This window comes from Cupriavidus sp. FW306-1B-F12B, assembly GCF_058781795.1.
On sequence record NZ_JBYSXC010000012.1, the window covers coordinates 1 to 20,800 of the forward strand.

16 protein-coding genes, 1 pseudogene and 1 other annotated feature are annotated in these 20,800 nt (G+C 61.1%); of the genes and pseudogenes, 15 read left to right on the forward strand and 2 right to left on the reverse strand.

All coding sequences use genetic code 11. The features are described from left to right. Window positions 1-128: 128 nt before the first annotated feature. From AC3WLE_RS19790 to loiP, 9 genes are all read left to right on the forward strand, one after another. Window positions 129-1,097: an alpha/beta fold hydrolase gene (locus AC3WLE_RS19790; protein WP_492319980.1), complete on the forward strand. Its 969-nt coding sequence runs from the start codon at window positions 129-131 to the stop codon at window positions 1,095-1,097. A 336-nt stretch (window positions 1,098-1,433) separates the two neighbouring features. Next, window positions 1,434-2,729 (forward strand): isocitrate lyase, encoded by a 1,296-nt coding sequence (gene aceA / locus AC3WLE_RS19795; protein WP_010810514.1) that lies wholly within the window; start codon window positions 1,434-1,436, stop codon window positions 2,727-2,729. 599 nt (window positions 2,730-3,328) lie between these two features. Beyond that, window positions 3,329-5,779, forward strand: coding sequence for a type VI secretion system Vgr family protein (locus AC3WLE_RS19800; protein WP_492356461.1), 2,451 nt, complete (start codon window positions 3,329-3,331; stop codon window positions 5,777-5,779). A gap of 21 nt (window positions 5,780-5,800) precedes the next feature. Then, on the forward strand, window positions 5,801-6,745 hold the full coding sequence (locus AC3WLE_RS19805) for a DUF4123 domain-containing protein (RefSeq protein ID WP_492356462.1): 945 nt from the start codon (window positions 5,801-5,803) through the stop codon (window positions 6,743-6,745). A 10-nt stretch (window positions 6,746-6,755) separates the two neighbouring features. Next, window positions 6,756-7,124: a DUF3304 domain-containing protein gene (locus AC3WLE_RS19810; RefSeq protein WP_492356500.1), complete on the forward strand. Its 369-nt coding sequence runs from the start codon at window positions 6,756-6,758 to the stop codon at window positions 7,122-7,124. A 147-nt stretch (window positions 7,125-7,271) separates the two neighbouring features. Next, window positions 7,272-8,030, forward strand: a complete 759-nt coding sequence (locus AC3WLE_RS19815) for a DUF3304 domain-containing protein (RefSeq protein WP_492356463.1) — start codon at window positions 7,272-7,274, stop codon at window positions 8,028-8,030. Then, on the forward strand, window positions 8,027-10,270 hold the full coding sequence (locus AC3WLE_RS19820) for a T6SS phospholipase effector Tle1-like catalytic domain-containing protein (protein ID WP_492356464.1): 2,244 nt from the start codon (window positions 8,027-8,029) through the stop codon (window positions 10,268-10,270). The genes AC3WLE_RS19815 and AC3WLE_RS19820 overlap by 4 nt, the downstream gene beginning before the upstream one ends. A gap of 45 nt (window positions 10,271-10,315) precedes the next feature. Beyond that, complete coding sequence (gene icmH / locus AC3WLE_RS19825; RefSeq protein WP_492356465.1) at window positions 10,316-11,320, forward strand: type IVB secretion system protein IcmH/DotU; 1,005 nt, start codon at window positions 10,316-10,318, stop codon at window positions 11,318-11,320. A 199-nt stretch (window positions 11,321-11,519) separates the two neighbouring features. Then, complete coding sequence (loiP, locus tag AC3WLE_RS19830; RefSeq protein WP_492319987.1) at window positions 11,520-12,281, forward strand: metalloprotease LoiP; 762 nt, start codon at window positions 11,520-11,522, stop codon at window positions 12,279-12,281. 80 nt (window positions 12,282-12,361) lie between these two features. On the opposite strand, the gene AC3WLE_RS19835 is transcribed toward loiP, so the two are convergent. Next, entirely contained in the window at window positions 12,362-12,796 is a 435-nt protein-coding gene (locus AC3WLE_RS19835) for a universal stress protein (protein ID WP_010810522.1), read from the reverse strand. A 176-nt stretch (window positions 12,797-12,972) separates the two neighbouring features. Then, window positions 12,973-13,923, reverse strand: a complete 951-nt coding sequence (locus AC3WLE_RS19840) for a LysR family transcriptional regulator (RefSeq protein WP_492319988.1) — start codon at window positions 13,921-13,923, stop codon at window positions 12,973-12,975. Window positions 13,924-14,204: 281 nt separating this feature from the next. Between AC3WLE_RS19840 and AC3WLE_RS19845 the strand changes: the two genes are divergently transcribed. The 6 genes and pseudogenes from AC3WLE_RS19845 to AC3WLE_RS19870 all read left to right on the forward strand — a co-directional run bounded on the left by AC3WLE_RS19845 (window position 14,205) and on the right by AC3WLE_RS19870 (window position 20,744). Then, window positions 14,205-14,906: a haloacid dehalogenase type II gene (locus AC3WLE_RS19845; RefSeq protein ID WP_035821522.1), complete on the forward strand. Its 702-nt coding sequence runs from the start codon at window positions 14,205-14,207 to the stop codon at window positions 14,904-14,906. 50 nt (window positions 14,907-14,956) lie between these two features. Beyond that, on the forward strand, window positions 14,957-16,543 hold the full coding sequence (gene aceB / locus AC3WLE_RS19850; RefSeq protein ID WP_492356466.1) for a malate synthase A: 1,587 nt from the start codon (window positions 14,957-14,959) through the stop codon (window positions 16,541-16,543). A gap of 214 nt (window positions 16,544-16,757) precedes the next feature. After that, window positions 16,758-17,168, forward strand: a pseudogene (locus AC3WLE_RS19855) (transposase); the annotation flags it as partial. Further along, window positions 17,036-17,150: a sequence feature (AL1L pseudoknot), on the forward strand. It overlaps the preceding pseudogene by 115 nt. A 142-nt stretch (window positions 17,169-17,310) precedes the next feature. Then, window positions 17,311-18,159 (forward strand): class I SAM-dependent methyltransferase, encoded by an 849-nt coding sequence (locus AC3WLE_RS19860; RefSeq protein WP_492317937.1) that lies wholly within the window; start codon window positions 17,311-17,313, stop codon window positions 18,157-18,159. A 28-nt stretch (window positions 18,160-18,187) separates the two neighbouring features. Continuing rightward, window positions 18,188-18,910, forward strand: a complete 723-nt coding sequence (locus AC3WLE_RS19865) for an AraC family transcriptional regulator (protein ID WP_492317936.1) — start codon at window positions 18,188-18,190, stop codon at window positions 18,908-18,910. A gap of 253 nt (window positions 18,911-19,163) precedes the next feature. Next, window positions 19,164-20,744, forward strand: coding sequence for an isocitrate lyase (locus tag AC3WLE_RS19870; RefSeq protein ID WP_492317935.1), 1,581 nt, complete (start codon window positions 19,164-19,166; stop codon window positions 20,742-20,744). Window positions 20,745-20,800 lie beyond the last annotated feature (56 nt).

Consider the following 20,800-nt stretch of genomic DNA (forward strand, 5'->3'; position numbering starts at 1 on the left):
TGAATGCCTCGTCGTACTTCGTCATGAAAAACACCCCAAAGATTGGATCAACGTCCAACTTTTGGGGTGCAGTTCAATTCGCGGCGCCGTTTGCTTTTGCGTAGCATGGCCGGCGATGACATCGAACAATGGAATCGACGGCCATGAACGCTCCGCAATCCCTGCCGCCGCAGGTCTTCCCCCGGCAGTTCTTTATCCACGCCGGCGACGTGCGGCTGTGCGCCACCAGTTGGGGCGAGCCCGGGCCAGGGCGGCCCACCATCGTCCTGGTGCACGGCTATCCCGATAGCAGCGAGGTCTGGCACGGCGTGGCGGCGCAGTTGGCGGGGCGCTTCCATGTGGTGGCCTATGACGTGCGCGGGGCAGGGCGCTCAACCGCGCCGTGCGCGACTGACGCTTACCGGCTGCAGAAGCTTGCCGATGATTTCATCGCAGTCATCGGCGCGGTCTCGCCGCAGCGCCCGGTGCACCTTGTCGGCCACGACTGGGGTTCGATCCAGAGCTGGGAGTTCGTGACCGACGCTCGGCTGCAAGGTCGCATCGCCTCATTCACCTCATGCTCCGGTCCCTGCCTGGACCACGCGGCAATCGGCCTGCGCGAACTGCGCGGGCAGCGGTCGCTGGCTGCGTTGGGCAAGACATTGAGGCAGCTGGCGGCATCCTGGTATATCGGCGCCTTCCATCTGCCGTGGCTGCCTGAGCTGACCTGGCGGCTGTGGCTCGGCCGTGCGTGGCCGCGCTACCTGCGCCTGACCGAGGGCCTGCGCACGGGGCCCAGCCTCACACAAACCGCCGACGGTTGCCATGGTGTGCGCTTGTACCGTGCCAACTTCCTGCCCGTACTGCGTGCCCCGCGCCACTGTCATGCCCATGCGCCGGTGCAGGTGATCGTGCCGTTGCATGACCGGTATGTGAAGCCGGCGCTGACTGAAGACGTGCACCGCTGGACCACGCAACTCTGGCGCCGCACCGTGCCCGCGCACCATTGGCTGCCGCTGGCCGACGCCCAGGGGTTTGCCATCATGGTGCGGGAATTTGTCGAGCATATGGAAGGGGAGCCGGCCTCACCGGCGCTGCTCGCCGCGCGCCTGCGCTAGCGGAGGCGGCGCATCCTGCGCATTTTTCACGATGTGGAAAGATGTTTTGGACCGCAAAAATACATGGTTTGCGTAGCACAACACCATTTCTCATGATGGAAGATTATGTCCCGCATCGTGAAATAAAATAGATAAGTCATTGAATTATTGAAAGAAAAAACTAAAGGGAAATTGCGGATCCAGGTTGTTGCAACGCGGGAGGGTTCTCTACACTCTTATATAAGACTCATGACCTGAGACGCGAGAAACGGCAGCGGACGCAGCAGCCCCACGACGCAGCCCAGCTCAGGTGATCAACAGATTCTCAGCCATCCCCGCATCATCAGGAGAGTGACCATGACCCGCCAAGAACAGATCCAGGCCCTGCAGAAAGACTGGGATACCAATCCCCGCTGGAAAGGGATCAAGCGCAATTTCACCGCCGAAGACGTGGTGCGCCTGCGTGGTTCGGTCCAGGTCGAGCACACCCTGGCCCGCCGCGGTTCCGAGAAGCTGTGGAACCTGCTGCACACGGAGCCGTTCGTCAACTCGCTCGGCGCGCTGACCGGCAACCAGGCCATGCAGCAAGTGAAGGCCGGCCTGAAGGCTATTTACCTGTCGGGGTGGCAAGTCGCAGGCGACGCCAACCTGGCCGGTGAAATGTACCCCGACCAGTCGCTGTACCCGGCCAACTCGGTGCCGCAAGTCGTCAAGCGCATCAACAACACCTTCCAGCGCGCCGACCAGATCCAGTGGAGCGAAGGCAAGGGCGACACCGACTTCTTCGCCCCGATCGTGGCGGATGCTGAAGCCGGTTTCGGCGGCGTGCTGAACGCGTTCGAACTGATGAAGTCGATGATCGAAGCGGGCGCCGCCGGCGTGCACTTCGAAGACCAGCTCGCTTCGGTGAAGAAGTGCGGCCACATGGGTGGCAAGGTGCTGGTGCCGACCCGCGAAGCCGTTGCCAAGCTGACCGCTGCCCGCCTGGCCGCCGACGTCTCGGGCGTGCCGACCCTGGTGATCGCCCGTACCGACGCCGAGGCCGCGGACCTGCTGACCTCGGACGTGGACGACAACGACAAGCCGTTCTGCACCGGCGAGCGCACCGTGGAAGGTTTCTACCGCGTGCGCAACGGCCTGGAGCAGTCGATCTCGCGCGCCCTGGCCTACGCTGAAGTGGCTGACCTGGTGTGGTGCGAAACCGGCAAGCCGGACCTCGAGTTCGCCAAGAAGTTTGCCGAAGCCGTGCACGCCAAGTTCCCGGGCAAGATGCTGGCCTACAACTGCTCGCCGTCGTTCAACTGGAAGAAGAACCTGGACGACGCGACCATCGCCAAGTTCCAGAGGGAACTGGGCGCGATGGGCTACAAGTTCCAGTTCATCACGCTGGCCGGCTTCCACTCGCTGAACTACTCGATGTTCAACCTGGCCTACGGCTACGCCCGCAACCAGATGAGCGCGTTCGTGGAACTGCAGGAAGCCGAATTCAAGGCCGCCGAGAAGGGTTTCACCGCGGTCAAGCACCAGCGCGAAGTCGGCACCGGCTACTTCGACGCCGTGACCCAGACCATCGAAGGCGGCCAGTCGTCGACGACCGCACTGAAGGGTTCGACCGAAGACGAGCAGTTCTTCGAAGACAAGAAAGTGGCCTGACTCTCCTGGTCACCCCTGCCGGAACGTGGGTCCGGCGGTTAAGGAAGGCGTGCGACCATCACGCCTTCTGATTTAGGCGCCGCGCCGTTCTCTCTCAGGGACGGCGCGTTTTTTTGTTTTCCAATGCTGGGGCGGGTTAGCGGGTAGCTGTTCAACGGGTGTTCAAAACTCAAACTCCATGCAGAGTTACCGCCCAAGCCTGGCCGGGCTCACGCCGGCTATTTAGAAGCCTGACGCGGGACAGGTCAATGCCCGCATCTTCCAGAGCGGCGCGCATTCTCAAGTTATGTGTGCCGCCTCTTTTGCTTCGTGCCTTACCGCCTTTTCAATTCTTCACAATTGGAAAGTTCTGAAGCGTCAGCGCAGTCCATGTGTCCGCACGTCTTTACGGAGTAGGGATCTTAGCGCGATTTCAATCTTGCTTAATTCTGTTTTCAGGCGTTTTGGGCTGCGTAATTAGGAATCGTCTGATTTATTCCCCACTTCGCTGCTCCTATTATCGAGGCCGCGTTGCTGCACTCTCATTGGCTGGTCGATGGACGACCGAGCCACTGGCTGCTGACGGCGGCGACAGTCCACTTTCCACGGAGCGTGATTGCATGGGTAGCCGATTGCGGTTTTCCTTTCGTACCGTCACCGTTTCCGGCGACGGTCTGCCGGAACTGTTGGGACAGCCACTGCTGCTGTTCTCCAAACTGTTTGGCACCGAGGGTATCAATTCCCTGTTCGAATACGAACTGGAACTGAAGACACCCGACGATCGCAACGTGCTATACGGGCCGGCGGGTGGCTTCGATATGGAGGCCATGCAAGGCAAGGAGTTGACCGTCAGCATCGAGCTGGACGGCTCCGGCACCGATCTGGATGGCGGCTTCGGCAGCGGCAAGAGAGAGATTACCGGCCTCGTCACGGACGTACGCGGCCCCTACTACGAACACGAACGCATCCTGTACCGCCTGACCCTGCGCCCGTGGCTGTGGCTGGCCACGCTCACCAGCACCATCCGGCCTTATCAGAACATGACTGTGCTGGAAATCGTAGAGGCGGTGCTCAGCAAATACACTTTCCCGGTCGAGCGCCGCCTGCTGGATAGCCAGTATCCCAAGCGCCGATTTCAGATGCAGGCCGGCGAAACGGACTACCAGTTCGTGCGCCGCCTGCTCGCGGAATGGGGCGTGAATTTCCACTGGGAGCATTCGGATGGCCACCACCGCATGGTGCTGACCGATGGCAATGGCGCTTTCCGGAATATCCCCAGCCCTGCCTACCATGCCATCAGCTGGTATCCGTCCTCGGACCGGGTGGATGAGGAACACTTTCATGAATTCGAGGTGCGCGACCGGCTCGTCTCAGGGGCTTGGGCGCAAGGCGATTACGACCACAACCAACCGCGCGCCAACCTCAATGTCTGCGCCACCGACCCGCGCGACACCAGCCACGCAACCTATGAGCTGTATCACTGGCCGGGCGATTACGCCGAACCCAAGAGCGGCAACGACGCCCGCAAGAAAGGCGACATGCTGGCGCGCATCAACATGGAACGCCTGCGGCAGCACGGCGTACGGGCGCGCGGCAAGGGCAATGTGCGCGCGATGGCGCCGGGACACACCTTCACCCTCAAGCGATTCCTGCGCACCAAGGCAAACTGCGAGTACCTGATTTTTGCCACGCACCTGCTGATCGAGGACGTGGGCGAGTTCGCTGGCAGCGGCCAGTCCTGGCGCTGCGAGGTCGAATTCGAGGCGCAGCCCACTAGCGAAATCTTCCGGCCTGAGCAGGTCGAAAAGCCTTACATCGGCGGTCATCACAAAGCCAGGGTCGTCGGTCCAGCCAATCAGGAAATCTGGTGTGATGACCTGGGAAGGGTGCGCTGTCAATTTGTCTGGGACCGCTATGGCACCTACGACGAGAATAGCTCCTGCTGGATTCGCGTCACCGGCTTTGCCTCCGGCGACCGCTTCGGCAACACGCACCTGCCTCGCATCGGCCAGGAAGTCATTGTCATCTACGAGGGTGGCGACCCGGACCGGCCCCTCATCTTGGGACCGGTCAACAACCGGCTGAACCTGCCGCCGTGGGATCTGCCGAGCCAGCATGCCTTGTCCGGCTACCAGAGCAAGGAACTGTTCGGCGAGGGGCGCAACCACACGCTTTACGACGATACCCAAGGCCAGCAGCAGGTGCAGGTCGCTTCGGACCACCAGAACAGCCTGCTGGCGCTGGGCCACAACGTCCGCGTCAACGACTGGGAGGGGCGCAAGGACAAGCGCGGCGAAGGCTTTGAGCTTCGAACCGATGCGCATGGAGCACTGCGCGCCGCACTCGGCATGCTTATCACCACCTTCTCGCGCCGGAACGCCGAAGGCAACATGATGAATGTCAGCGACGTCATTCAGCTGATGCAACAGGCCCTGGATATCGCCAGCACCATGGGCGACAAGGCGACCGAGGCGCAGGCGCAAGATGGCGAACAGCCCGACATCGCAAAATTGCTGGAGAGGCAGCTTGAACAAATCAAGGGCGGTGGCGAGCTCAAGGAGTTCACGGCGCCGCACCTGGTATCAGCCAGCCCCGCCGGCATTGTTGCCACCGCAGCGGGTTCCACGCACATCGCCAGTGGCACGCATACCGCGTTGACTACCGGGGAGCACCTGTCCGTGACCACGGGCGGGGGCCTTTTTGCCAGCATTCGCAAGGCACTGCGCCTGTTCGTATATGAAGCCGGCATGAAGCTGGTTGCCAACATGGGCGACATCGACCTGCAAGCCCTGAAGAACAATATCAACCTGCTGGCAAGACTCCAGATCAACGCAACCGCAGAGAAGATTACCTTCAAGGCAAAGGAAGTGCTGCTGGATGGCGGCGGCAGCTACATCAAGCTGACCGAAGGCGGCATTGAGAACGGCACCAATGGCGGGTGGATCGTGCACGCGGCCAGCAAGAACCTGACCGGCCCCAGCAGTCTTCCGGTGGAACTAAAGGCCAGACAAGTTTGCCTGGAATGCCTGCTCAAGGCGGCCGCACGCAATGCCGCCGTGGTTCCTCGATAAATAACCAGGAACAGCAGTTCGATGACAGAAGACGAAAGCGCAGTTCAAATCTACGTGCTGGCCGATGGCGCCGTGCACCCGACTCGCATTGGTGCATTGCTGCGCGAATCGGGCGCCGACTTTCGAAATGTGTATGCCGGCCTGCCCGAAGCCGATGCTGGCGACGCCTGCCTGTTCCTGGCGCGGGTGGACGATCCCAAAGCGCCCTGGCTAGCGCAATTCGACGCGATGGATTTGCGGGCGCCATGCATCACGCTCATCTGGAGCCGGGTGGACATTGACCGCCTCGCCCGTCATTTGCATCAGTTTCTCGTTGCGGACATTGGCGAAGGCATGACCGCCCTGATTCGCTACTACGACCCGCGCAACCTGCTGGTGACGATGGAAGTCTGGGGCGACGACATCGTGGAACGGATCATGCGACCCATTCAGCAATGGAAACACCGTGGCTACAGCGACGAATGGCAGTGCATTGATGGGCCGATGGAGGGTGAGAGCACGCAAAACACGCCGCCTTCCATCCAGCTCAGCCAGGAGCAAGTGGACCGACTGACCGAACACTGCGAGCCGGATCAGTTGCTTGCGGCGCTTGTGGAGGGCGGCGTGGTTGATGGGGCAGGTCCTTATCTCACGCGCTTCATGGATTTTCTGCCCCGTTACCAGCGTGCCGCCGAGTGGGGGCTGACAGAGCCAGCGGATCGAATGTACTTCTGCGAACTTTCATACCGATACGGCCCTGACTTCGATGCCCACGATGACATACGACGTGCATTAGAAGAGCGTGGCAGTTCCGGGAAAACGATGATCGCCTGCGCGGATGGGGTACATCCATCCGTCTGTGAGCAACTGACGAAGCATGCCGAAGGGGGGGCAAAGTATGAAATTGCTACCCGTTTCGACATTGATGGCGGGATGCTTGGCCTGCCTATCAGGCTGCGAGCCCCGTGCGGTGCAGACAGCTGCTGATCCGGAGGAGATGCTCTCGGGCGGCGTTAGTGGGCTGAACTATTCCCCGTACTACATTGCTACCTTTGACATTACCGGAGATAACGGCATATCAGGCGGCGGCCCCAACATATCACCGGCGACTCCAGACATCACACCAGCGGGTGGAGGGGCAGAACAGTGCTGCATTTCGTACCCGAAGAAATGGCGGCGCGGCATTAAGGTTAGTGTCCGTTGGATTGCCAACAAGAAGCTCGACGGTTACGCGTGGGGTTCCTGGTACAAGGCTGATGCCGAGATCGCAGAGTATGGCCCGCGCACAGGCGGCATGTTTGTCATTTTCCTGCCAGGGGACCGCATCAAGGTCATGGTACGGGGACGGAAATGCGAACGGCCATAACAGCGTTGCAATTCGGCCGGCTGACGATGATCCCTACCTTGCCGTTGGTAAGGTGGACGATGAGGCGAACCGTGAGGAAGAGGAAAGACACCTCAGGAATTTTGGCAGCGTAATTAAAGCAGACCCATCAATTGGAGATTTAAGGCAATGAGCATATCGCGATGGCCTGAAATTGGAAGCGAGTGTTCGTTTCGGGGGAATTATGATCGCCTGCGCGGATGGGGTGCATCCATCCGCCTGGGAGCAATTGGAAGAAGATTCGGAACGGGAGATCAGCGCATTAAATCCCTGTTCGTGTGGGCTTTGATGGCGGTATGCCTAGCGATTCTGTCAGGCTGCAATGAAAGCTCTATCGTTGGAACTCACTCAAACGACGATCCTGACGCCATGATGTCCGGCGATGTTGATGGACGGAATTACACTCCCTTTTACATTGATACCTTCAATTTAACGGGTCCCGATAATGGCATTGGAGGTGGTGGGCAGAACATCTCGCCGGCAAGATCGAGCGATATACCGATGGAGGCCGGTGGCGCCTGCTGTGGCACGTTTCCGGTCCACTGGCGCTCGGGGTTAAAGGTCACGGTGCGTTGGATCGCAAACAAGAAGCTCGATGGTCACGCATGGGGTTCTTGGTACAAGGCAGAGGCGGAAATTCCTCAATATGGCACAACCACTTATGGCATTTGGGTCATCTTTCTGCCTGGAGATCGCGTCAAAGTCATGGTCATGGATGGAAATGCGAATGGCAACAACAAGGTAATGGCTCGACCTGCCGACGACGATCCTTATGTGGCAGTTGGTGTGGTGGATGACGAAGCGAATCGTAAGGAAGAGGCGGCGAGCTTAAGAAGGTTCGGAAGAATATTGAAGGCGGACCCATCAATTGGAGATGTGAAACAATGAGCGTATTACGTTGGCCCGAAAAAATGCCGGACGACGGTCTGCTGCCAAAGGCCAAGGTGGCTTACGACCTCGGCAAGGGAAAAGTCCGCGATCACGACGCGGGCTGCGAACAGACGCTGCACATCAGCCTGTTCTTTGATGGTACCAACAACAACGACGATGAGGATAATCAAGAATTTCGGGACTCCAAGTGGGGTGCTCACACGAATGTGGCGCGTCTATCCCGGGCCGCACGCCATGATCCATTGAATGGTATTTTTCGATATTACATCGCTGGCGTCGGAACCGTCTTCAAAAAAATCGGGGAGATGGAGTATTCCTCTTCCGGTAAGGGATTTGCCGTGGGCTACGGACGTCGCTGCGTGTGGGGCTATACACGTGTCTTGAATGCCGTATATAAGGCAATTGCGGGCGGTGAGGAGGATCGCTTGATTCCCAATGATGAAGCCAAGGCGCTTTGCCTTGCCGCTGCTGATGGCTTCCGGTCGTTCTCCAGTGTCTTCAACATGAAGCACAAGAAGCTGGCCGGCATGCAGCGGGATCGCAAGCGGGACAGCCAGCGCAACAAGGTGGTAAAGCAGGTTTGGATCAATGTCTTCGGCTTCTCGCGCGGGGCCGCCGGGGCACGGTCATTCGTCGGCAAGCTGACCCGCGACTGGGCGCCAGGCGGCAAGATTGCCGGCGAGATTCCCTACAGGATCAACTTCATGGGGCTGTTCGATACGGTCGCGTCGGTGGGGCCGCCCGATTCGGTGAAGGCCGCCCTCGATATCAGCGTGTTTGATGGGCATTTCGCCTGGTCGAATGATGGGCTGATGAACATTCCCAAGGACGTGCAGCGCTGCGTGCATTTCTTTTCCATCCACGAGCAGCGCATGAGTTTCCCGCTGGATACCATCCGGGAAGGCAGCGTTTATCCGGGTGGTCCAGGCAAACGGCTGGAGGTGGCCTTCCCGGGGGTGCACTCGGACGTGGGGGGCGGCTATCCACAAGAAGACCAAGGGAAGGCACGGAACGGGGATGCCAGCAAGCTCAGCCAGATTCCGTTGCACCAGATGTATATCGAAGCCCTGCGGGCCGGGGTGCCTCTGCAACTGGAAGAGGAAATCATCCGCAAGCAAGGTGACCGGCATGACTTCCAATTGGAAAAATCTTTGATCGACGCCTTCAATCGGTGGCTAGATAGGACCGTCGAAATTTCGCGCGTGGAAGATGCCTTGCGATTCGGCATGCGCCAGAGCCTTGCGTGGCGCACCCTGCGTGCCCGATGGAACAAGGGCGACTATGTGACCAACCAGCCGTTCTTCCTGGCAGCGCATGAGGACGGCATGACGCCGCATCAGTTGGAGCAGCAGGTTGACAAGGCCATGAAAACCGATGCCGAGGCGATCAAGATTCGCAAGCGCATCGATGCGTTGGCCGCTGCCCGCACGACGCTTGGATTGGCCGGGATCGCGCAGGAAGGATACATCAGCGCAGACCAGATGAAGGAGGGCGAGAAGCTGGACAAGCAGGCAAGGCAGGCCTGGGATGCGCTCCAGCGGCGTCGAGAGCAGAAGTACCAGGAGGTTGCACGAGCGAAAGATAAGACCCGGCCCGGAGAGGGGGCCGCTGAGACGGTGACCAACGACCAGCACGATCTCCGCGAAGCTGCCGAGGAATTCCGGCTGCTGCTGGGCTATCTCCATCCCGAGCAGCGGGCAAGCCTCGGCGTGGAGCTATCGCCCATGACGCCGCGACCGCCAGCGGTGGGCGCTCACATGCTTTGCCCGTTACGCGTTCCGCTGGCGGCATATACCAACCCTACTGGTCAATACCTCTGCGTGCCGCGCGAGAGCAACCCCGACAGCAAGCGCGTGCTATTGATCCCCAAGGACTTCTACGTCCAGACCGCGGTATTTTCAAAATTCGACGCGGAGAAGTTCGATGTCCTGGTGCTGCCAGCCAGAGACATGCTCGATCAATTGCGCGCCTGGACGGCGCCAGCGGTGGTCGACCAATTCGCCCGCCAGGAGCAGGCAGCCATTGCCCTGTTCGACAACTATATCCACGACAGCCGGGCCTGGTTCCGCGTGCCCGACTTCCATGAATATGCGCCCGGTGGTTATGGATGGGCGCGCGTGTTCTTCATCGGCCATGACAACTGCGTGCGGCATCTGGGATTTGGCACGGATGCGCTGGTCAAGAGTGTCAATACGGGTCCAAAGCCTACGCCTGCGGAAATGGCGATGCATGATTAACAATACAGCGATTGGCTAAGTTGATCATGACATCGGTAACGGCACATGTTGGAGACTGATCCCACCCCTCGCAAAGCCCCATCCTGGTTGCCGAAACAGGGCGGCCAAGCGGGCGGCAAGTCATCACCGAGCCCCAGGCCGAAGCCGAAGGCAAAGCGGAAATTCGCCCAGGACATCGATGCAGCTATCCAGGGCAAGGATGCGGAACCGGTCACGGTCGCCCCCTACGATGAAGCGGCGCTTGCGAAGCGACTTAAGGCCATTCAGGCCGCTCCCAATCCGCTCCATGAGGCAGCTCGACCACTACTGCGGGCGATGTGTGACCTGAAGCCGAAGATGAAGCTTCAGCGCAGGCAGGTGGAGCAGTTGCACGCCTTGCTGGAGCGCGAAGTTCACGCATTCAAGACGCTTTGCCATCAGGCGAACATCGAGGCCGACCATATCACCATTGCAAGCTACACGCTTTGTTCGGCACTGGACGAGGCGGCACAGCATTCGAAATGGGGCGGCGGAAAAGACGGCACCGGCGTCTGGGCACAGATGGCGTTATCCAGCCAGTTCCACGGAGACCGCGAAGGCGGCATCAAGGTCTACCAACTGCTGGCCCGCGCCATTGAGGACCCGCACGGCAAATACGACCTGATCGAGTTGTTTTATCTCGTCATGAGCCTTGGGTTCATGGGCCGCTATCGGGTGGAAGCCGGAGGAGACCGGCAGCATGAGCATATCCGGCAGAAGCTCTACGAACTATTGAAGTCACAACGTCCGCCGGTGCGGGATGCACTATCCGGCGATCTGGAGGTCTCCAAAGAACGGAACTTCCGGCCGCTGCGGGGTATTCCAGTATGGATGGCAGTCACCGCATACGCGCTTGCAGCGCTTGTTGCCTTTGGATATTTCAAATATCAACTATCGACCCGCGCGCACGAAGTCGCGCGGGAGATCGAGGCGATTGGGGACGCCGCGGCGTCAGCGCTGCCTCGGGCGCTACCCCCACCAGATGTCAAGGTTGGCGGCAATGAATCGGGAGATGGCAGTCGCAAACAGTGATTGCCCGCGAACACGTTGGGGAGGCGGCCCCGCTTGAGCCGACATCACTGGGCCCGCGGCGGGCGCGAATTTGCCGGAACTCAATAAATTGTCATTTTTGGCAACTTGCAGCATTTGGGTGATTCCCGCCGTAAGCAATATGGCTTAAAGTGCCGGGGCCTTTATCGGCACTTCCGAGCTACCCACCAAGAACAACATCATGAAAGCATCTCTCTCGCTCGCTTCCTGCGCCATCGCGGCGGCACTGCTGGCCGGCTGTTCCGGCGGCATGCCCACCAATCTCGATGGCGTGATGAGCGCCGGCACTTCCCTGGCCAAGGCTGCCACGCTGTCCGACGCCGACGTCAAGAGCCTGTCCGACCAGGCCTGCGCTGAATCGGACAAGACCAACAAGATCGCCGCTGCCAACACCACCTACAACAAGCGCCTGGTCAAGATCATGAGCGGGCTGAAGAACAGCGATGTGCCCAACGTCAACGCCAAGGTCTACATGACCAAGGACGTCAACGCCTGGGCCATGGCCAACGGCTGCGTGCGCGTCTACAGCGGCCTGATGGACATGATGACCGACGATGAAGTGCGCGGCGTGCTGGGCCATGAGCTGGGCCACGTGGCGCTGGGCCACACCAAGAAGGCCATGCAAGTCGCGTACACCGCAACGGCCGCACGCGGCGCGGCGGCAGCTGCCGGCAATGGCGCAGTGGCGGCGCTGTCGCAGTCGCAACTGGGCGAACTGGGCGAGAAGCTGATCAACGCGCAGTTCTCGCAGTCGCAGGAAAGCGCGGCGGATGACTATTCCTTCGACCTGCTGACCAAGAACAAGGCCAACACGCGTGGCCTGGTGACGGCGTTCCAGAAACTGGCCAAGCTGGACGGCGGCAAGTCCAGCATGTTCTCGTCGCACCCGGGCTCGGAAGACCGCGCCAAGCATATCGAGCAGCGCATCAGCAAGGCTTCGTAAGCGGCCTGCGCAAGCAAAAAACCGCCCGCACCGGTCATGCCGGTGCGGGCGGTTTTGCTTGGTTGGCGCTGCGCCGGGGGTCAGCGGTAGACGATCACCGGGATGTCGGTATGCGTCAGCACCTTCTGCGTCTCGCTGCCCAGCAGCAGGCCGGACAACCCGCGCCGGCCGTGCGACGCCATGAAGATCACGTCGCAGCCATGGCGCTCGGCCGCGTCGATGATGCCCAGGTAGGGCACCGCAAAGGTCGACATATCGGCGTCGAAGGTCACGCCCGCCGCCGTGGCCAGGTTCTCGACCTCTTTCAGATACAGTTTGGCCTGGTTCTCGATGCGGTCCTTGAAGGCCTGCGGGGCTTCGACCACGATTTCGCTGAACGGCGTGTAGGGGTACTCCTCCAGGCAGACATAGGCCGTGATGCGCGCGCCGATGGCCTTGGCGAGCTCCAGCCCGCCGTTGATGGCTTTCTTGGAGAGTTCCGAGCCGTCGGTGGGTAGCAGGATATGTTGGAACATGCGGGGCTCCTTTTCTGACTAGGGGATCGGGGCAGGGCAGCCAGCTGGCATCGGCGGATGCCGGGGCGCCGGGACGCGCCTGTCACGAATCCATTGTAGTCAGTGTGCCGAGAAGGGCATTGCGCGGAATCAATTGCAATGAAAGCGTCTCTGCATACCGGCAGGGGCCCCATGCTTCAGTCCGCCAGGACCTCGGCAACCGGCATGGCCGCGGCCCGTTCGGCCCGGCGCCAGTAGGACGGGTTGCCGTAGGTGTTCTTCAGGTGATCGATAAACAGCCGCACCCGCAGCGGCAGGTGCTTGCGCTGCGGAAACACCGCATGGATGCCGATCGGCGGCGCCTGGAACTCATCCAGCACCGTCACCAGCCGCCCGCTGGCGATCTCGCTGCCGACCTCCCACCAGGAGCGCCACGCCAGCCCGTTGCCTTGCAGGCACCACTCATGCAGCACCGCGCCGTCGCTGCATTCCATGGTGCCGCCGACCTTGACCGTGACCGCGCGGCCTTCCTCCTGGAACACCCAGCCACGCTGCACATTGGCGCTGGCGCCAAAGGCAAGGCAGTTGTGGCGTTGCAGGTCTTCCGGCGCCATGGGGCGCCCGGCGCGCGCCAGGTACTCGGGCGAGGCCACCACCACGCGGCGTGTTTCCGCCAGCCGGATCGATACCAGGCTGGAGTCGGGCAGGTCGCCCAGGCGGATGGCGCAGTCGAAGCCTTCATTGACCAGGTCGACCACGCGGTCAGACAGGTCCAGCGTGATCGAAACGTCCGGGTGCGACTCAATAAACAGCGGCACCAGCGGCGCCACGTGCTTGCGGCCATAGCCCGCCGGCGCGGTCACGCGCAGGTGCCCGCTGGCCTTGACCCCGCCGGCAGAGACACTGGCCTCGGCGTTGTGCAGGTCGTTCAGGATGCGCTGGCAGTCTTCCAGGAAGGCAGAGCCTTCAAAGGTCAGGCTGATCTTGCGCGTGGTCCGTACCAGCAGCTTGACGCCCAGGCGCTCCTCCAGCGCGTCGATGCGCCGCCCGATGATGGCCGGCGCCACGCCTTCAGCCGCCGCCGCTGCGGAAAGGCTGCCGCGCGACGCGACGGATACAAAGGTCTCCAGTTGTTTGAAATGGTCCACAAATGTTTGCCTGATGTGCCTGCGGTGTGCCGGCACGGTCACGCAATCGGTGGCGTTGCGTCCATATGGCCGGCAGTGAGGAGGATTTGGTGCGGAGTTTTGTTTTAGTCAGCCAAGATTAGTTGCCTAAAAGTAAAAGATCAAGTGACCCGCGACCACTTTGCCGCACTGCAGCGTCTCCCTACAATTCGATGCATTCAATGGTGTACAGAGCCACGCAGCTGTGGTCTGCTCGTCCATCCACCCAGTCGCCCGTACCGTTGCAGGTTGCCCAGGCCCTCATGAACAAGATCCGCGCAGTCGTCTTCGATGCCTATGGCACGCTGTTCGACGTGTATTCCGTCACCGCGCGCGCGGAACAACTGTTCCCGGGCCGCGGCGAGGCGCTGGCGCTGCTGTGGCGGGACCGGCAGATCGACTACACGCGCATCCGCACCATGGCCGCGCCCGATGGCTCGCGCTACAAGCCGTTCTGGGCGATCACCGTGGACGCGCTGCGCTACGCCGCCGAGCGCCTGAACCTGACACTGGATGAAGCCGCCGAAGCGCAGCTGCTCAAGGAATATGCGTGCCTGTCCGCGTTCCCGGAGAACCTGGGAGCGCTCAAGCGCCTGCGCCGCGCCGGGCTGCCGCTGGGCATCCTGTCCAACGGCAATGCCGAGATGCTGGACATCTCGGTCAAGAGCTCCGGCATGCATGGCCTGTTCGACCACGTGCTGTCGGTGGACGCCGTGCGCCAGTACAAGACCGCGCCGGCCGCCTACGCGCTGGGGCCGCAAGCCTTCAGCCTGCCCGCGGAAGAGATGCTCTTTGTCTCGTCCAACGGCTGGGACGCCTGCGGCGCCACCTGGTTCGGCTACACCACATTCTGGATCAACCGTGCCGGCCATCCGGCGGAGCGGCTCGACGTAGCCCCCTCCGGCACCGGGCACGACATGAACGACCTGCTTGAATTCGTCCGCGCCCGTGGCGTGGCGGTGTAGCAGGGTCCCTTCAACCAAGCCTTACCGCTATCGATCACAGGAGAAGACTGATGGCTATCACGCTGCCCGCGGGCATGAAGATTACCGGCGAGATCCTGCCGGCCTACGAAGATATCCTCACGCCGGAAGCCCTGGCCCTGGTAGACAAGCTGCACCGCGCCTTTGAACCGCGCCGTCAGGAACTGCTGGCCGCGCGCGTGGAACGCGCCAAGCGCCTGGACGCCGGTGAGATCCCCGACTTCCTGCCGGAAACCAAGAGCATCCGCGAAGGCGACTGGAAAGTTGCCCCGATCCCCCAGGCCCTGGAATGCCGCCGCGTGGAAATCACCGGCCCGGTCGAGGCCAAGATGGTCATCAACGCCTTCAACTCGGGCGCTGACAGCTACATGACCGACTTCGAGGATTCCAACACCCCCAACTGGCACAACCAGCTGCAGGGCCAGGTCAACCTGAAGGCCGCCGTGCGCCGCACGCTGGCCCTGGAATCCAAGGGCAAGCAATACAAGCTGAACGACAAGATCGCCACCCTGCAAGTGCGTCCGCGCGGCTGGCACCTGGATGAAAAGCACGTCACCATCGACGGCAAGCGCATCTCGGGCGGCATCTTCGACTTCGCGCTGTTCCTGTTCCACAACGCCAAGGAGCAGATCGCCCGCGGCGCCGGCCCGTTCTTCTACCTGCCCAAGATGGAAAGCCATCTGGAAGCGCGCCTGTGGAACGACATCTTCGTGATGGCGCAGAACGAGATCGGCCTGCCGCAAGGCACCATCAAGGCCACCGTCCTGATCGAAACGATCCTGGCGGCGTTCGAGATGGACGAAATCCTGTATGAACTGCGCGAGCACAGCGCTGGCCTGAACGCCGGCCGCTGGGACTACATCTTCTCGTGCATCAAGAAGTTCAAGAACGACAAGGACTTCTGCCTGGCCGACCGCGCCAAGGTCACGATGACCGCGCCGTTCATGCGCGCCTACGCGCTGCTGCTGCTCAAGACCTGCCACCACCGTGGCGCTCCCGCCATGGGCGGCATGAGCGCGCTGATCCCGATCAAGAACGATCCGGAGAAGAACGCCATCGCCATGGAAGGCATCATCAGCGACAAGCGCCGCGACGCCACCGACGGCTACGACGGCGGCTGGGTGGCCCACCCGGGCCTGGTCGAGCCGGCCATGAAGGAATTCGTGGCAGTGCTGGGCGACAAGCCGAACCAGTTCGGCAAGCAACGCCCCGACGTGCAAGTGAAGGGCGCCGACCTGCTCGACTTCAAGCCGGAAACGCCGATCACCGAGCATGGCCTGCGCATGAACATCAACGTCGGCATCCACTACCTGGGCGCCTGGCTGGACGGTAACGGCTGCGTGCCGATCCACAACCTGATGGAAGATGCTGCTACCGCCGAGATCTCGCGCTCGCAGGTATGGCAGTGGATCCGCTCGCCGAAGGGCAAGCTGGAAGACGGCACCAAGGTGACGGCCGAGCTGGTGCGCAAGCTGATTCCGGAAGAGCTGGCCAAGGTGAAGGAACTGGTGGGTGGCGATACCAAGACGTATGACCGGGCTGCTGAGATTTTTGAGCAGATGGCTACGTCGGAGGATTTTGCTGAGTTCCTGACGCTGCCGCTGTATGAGGAAGTTTGAGCGGGTAGGGTGCTTGTAGGATGAAAAACCGCAGCTTTGGCTGCGGTTTTTTCTTTTGGGGGTCCGTCAGGACGGCGGTGTGGCTATGGGGTAGGGCGACGCCTTTGGATTCCACGGGGTCTTCCGTGTCTGAACTGAGTTGACGGGAGCGGTGGGGCAGGTCTGAACCGCCCCGGGTTTCGAGGAGGCTCCACTCTTTGAGCGAATGGAGTCCATGAGGAAGTCAGTCAAATTTTTCCCGGAAGTCCGGGAGCGCGCCGTGCGCATGGTGTTCGAGCATCGTGACGAGCACGAATCGCAGTGGGCTACCGTGGTGTCGGTCGCAGCCAAGATTGGCTGTACCGCGCAGACCTTGTTGGCTTGGGTTCGCCAGCATGAGCGCGACACCGGTCAGCGCGCAGGCACAACCACGGCAGAGGCCCAGCGTATCAAGGATCTGGAGCGGGAGGTCCGCGAACTGCGCAAGGCCAACGAAATTCTCAAGCTGGCCGGCGCGTTTTTCGCCCAGGCGGAGCTCGACCGCCGATTCAAGTCTTGAGGGACTTCATCGACGCGTACCGAGGCCCTTGGGGTCGAACCGATTTGCAGGGTGCTGCAGGTCGCCCCGTCGGGCTATCGCCGCTATCACCGTCTGATGGCGCCGCTGGGATATGTGCCGCCGGCCGAGTACGAGGCCAACTACTATCAGCAACTTGAGCAGCAGGCCACACGCATCGCTTGCGCACTACAATGCTCCTGTACAGGCGGCGTCCTGAGGGAGTCTCCAGATGACCGACAGCAGCGTGAAATCCAATCTTCGCAATACGTGGGAGTCGGCAGCACCCGGCTGGGCGAAGTGGGAGCATGTGTTTGCCACCAATCTTTCGGGCGCCACGGACACGCTCATCGATATGGCCGGTATCCGGCCGGGCATGCGCGTTCTCGATCTGGCCTGCGGTGCCGGCAGCCAGAGCATCCAGGCAGCGATGCGAGTGGGTGCCGGCGGCGAAGTGGTCGCCAGTGATATATCTGGCACCATGCTGGAGCATGTCCGCCGAAATGCCGCTCGTGCCGGCCTTCAGAATATCGAAACGCTGGAATGCGCAGTAGACGAATTGGACGAGACACTGGCGCCGTTCGACGCGGCGATGTGTCGATTGGGATTGATGCTTTTCCCGTCACCTGGAGAGGCATTGGAATCTGTCCGACGCGTACTCAAGCCTGGCGCGCGTTTCGCGGCGCTAGTCTTCACGACGCCGGCCAACAATCCCTTTATGGCCCAGCCGATGGCGATCCTTCTACGCCACGCGGGCAAGTCTCCGCCCGCCCCCGGACAACCTGGAATCTTCGCACTGGGCGGCGATGGCGTGATGGAGCGCCTGATGAACGACAGCGGTCTTGGCGATGTGAAAACACAGCACGTTCGAGCGCAGCTCGTCTTGCCGAGTGCGTCTGATGCTCTGCAACTGATGCAGGAAGCCGCGGGGGCATACCGGGCTGTGGTAGCGGACCTCGACGTCGCGGCGAGATTGAGGGCCTGGAACGAGGTTTATGAATGCCTTAAGCAGTTCGACGTCGGTGAAGGCTTCAAGACCGAGCTTGAACTCATCATCGGGTCAGGCACCAAGCCAGGATAGTTTTCGCCCGTTCCATGCCGACTTGTCATTGCTCGCCCGCAATCTTGTCTTGACCGGCGGTCCAAGTCTGGGCGCCCTGCTTGCGCTGACCCGGCGCCTGCTCTTTATCGATGATCGCCAGCTTGCCCAGTTGCATCACCCGGCTGGCGAGCAGACCGCACGCAGCGAACTCCTCCGGCTCGCGTTCAACACCCTGCTGCCGCCAGCCGCGCGTAGCACTGACACTGCCAGGCACCAGAATCACCGGCGCATCCTGAGCCAGGCAATGGACTTGCCGGCAGCGGCGCGGCACACGCCCATCCTGCTTGAAGACCTGTGCGCAGCTACCAGTGCCTCGGAACGTACCATTCGCAACGTGTTCAACCGGTACGTCGGCATCAGCCCCCACCGGTATCTGGTGCTCCACCGCTTGCACCACGCGCGCCATGCGCTGAAGCATGCCAAGGCAGGCGAGACGGTCACGAGCATCTGTATGCGCTTCGGGGTCTGGGACATCGGCCGGTTCGCCATGCAGTACCGCCGGCTGTTCGGCGTGCTGCCCAGCCAGACGCTGCGCGCATCGCATCTCGGCAGGCAGGCGCCACACCAGGGCCAGTTTCCGATGACCATCGCTCGTGATCGAATGACCGACGCGGGCACGACGACACGTTGCTGTGCCGGTTCATGGCACCGATCGTCGGACCAGATCTACAAATCCCACCGGCTAATCGTTGCTCTAGCCATCCTGCTCGCCCCTGCCTCCGAGCACTGAAAGCGCGTTTCACATTGTGGAATTTGCTGCGTGTTTCCCCGGGCGCTAGCTTTCGTTCTCTGAAAAAGCTTTCCACATTACAAAATTTAGCGCCTATCTCATTGAAAAATAAGGAGAAATGAACTCTTATGTCTTATATAAGACTTTGTCGCGACGCATCAAGAAGGCCCTACAATGAACCCACGCTGCTCGCTTCGACATCCGCCAGCACACTCAACTTTTTTCAAACGCGCTTTCTTCTTAGGAATTTCCCATGGCCCAGTATCAAGACGACATCAAGGCAGTTGCCGGTTTGAAAGAGAACCACGGCAGCGCGTGGAATGCCATCAATCCCGAGTATGCCGCCCGCATGCGTGCCCAAAACAAGTTCAAGACTGGCCTGGACATCGCCAAGTACACTGCCAAGATCATGCGCGCCGACATGGCCGCCTACGATGCCGACTCGTCGAAGTACACCCAGTCGCTGGGCTGCTGGCACGGCTTTATCGGCCAGCAGAAGATGATCTCCATCAAGAAGCACTTCAACAGCACCGAGCGTCGCTACCTTTACCTGTCCGGCTGGATGGTGGCCGCGCTGCGCTCTGAGTTCGGCCCGCTGCCGGACCAGTCGATGCACGAAAAAACCTCCGTCAGCGCGCTGATCCGCGAGCTGTACACCTTCCTGCGCCAGGCCGACGCCCGTGAACTGGGCGGCCTGTTCCGCGAGCTGGACGCGGCCGAAGGCCCCGCCAAGGCCGCCATCCAGGCGAAGATCGACAACCACGTCACCCACGTCGTGCCCATCATCGCGGACATCGACGCGGGTTTCGGCAACGCCGAAGCCACCTACCTGCTGGCCAAGCAGTTCATCGAAGCGGGCGCATGCTGCATCCAGATCGAGAACCAGGTGTCCGACGAGAAGCAGTGCGGCCACCAGGATGGCAAGGTCACCGTGCCGCACGAGGACTTCCTGGCCAAGATCCGCGCCATCCGCTACGCCTTCCTGGAACTGGGCGTGGACGACGGCATTATCGTGGCCCGTACCGACTCGCTGGGCGCCGGCCTGACCAAGCAGATCGCCGTGACCAACACCCCGGGCGACCTGGGCGACCAGTACAACTCCTTCCTCGATTGCGAGGAACTGTCGGCCGACGCACTGGGTAATGGTGATGTCGTCATCAAGCGCGACGGCAAGCTGCTGCGTCCCAAGCGCCTGCCCAGCAACCTGTTCCAGTTCCGCGCCGGCACGGGCGAAGCGCGCTGCGTACTGGATTGCATCACCGCACTGCAGAACGGTGCTGACCTGCTGTGGATCGAAACCGAAAAGCCGCATATCGCCCAGATCGGCGGCATGGTCAGCGAGATTCGCAAGGTCATCCCGAACGCGAAGCTGGTGTACAACAACAGCCCGTCGTTCAACTGGACCCTGAACTTCCGCCAGCAGGCGTATGACGCGATGAAGGCCGAAGGCAAGGATGTGTCGGCATACGATCGCACGCAACTGATGAGCGTTGAATACGATCAGACCGAACTGGCGAAGCTGGCCGACGAAAAGATCCGGACCTTCCAGGCCGACGCGGCGCGCGAAGCAGGTATCTTCCACCACCTGATTACCCTGCCGACCTACCACACCGCCGCACTGTCGACCGACAACCTGGCCAAGGAATACTTCGGCGACCAGGGCATGCTGGGTTATGTGGCTGGCGTGCAGCGCAAGGAAATCCGTCAGGGCATCGCCTGCGTCAAGCACCAGAACATGTCCGGCTCGGACATCGGCGACGACCACAAGGAGTATTTCAGCGGCGAAGCGGCCCTGAAGGCGGCGGGTAAGGACAACACCATGAACCAGTTCTGATACCAGTAGTACCCCAAGCAAAAACGCCAACCCACACGGGGTTGGCGTTTTTTTTG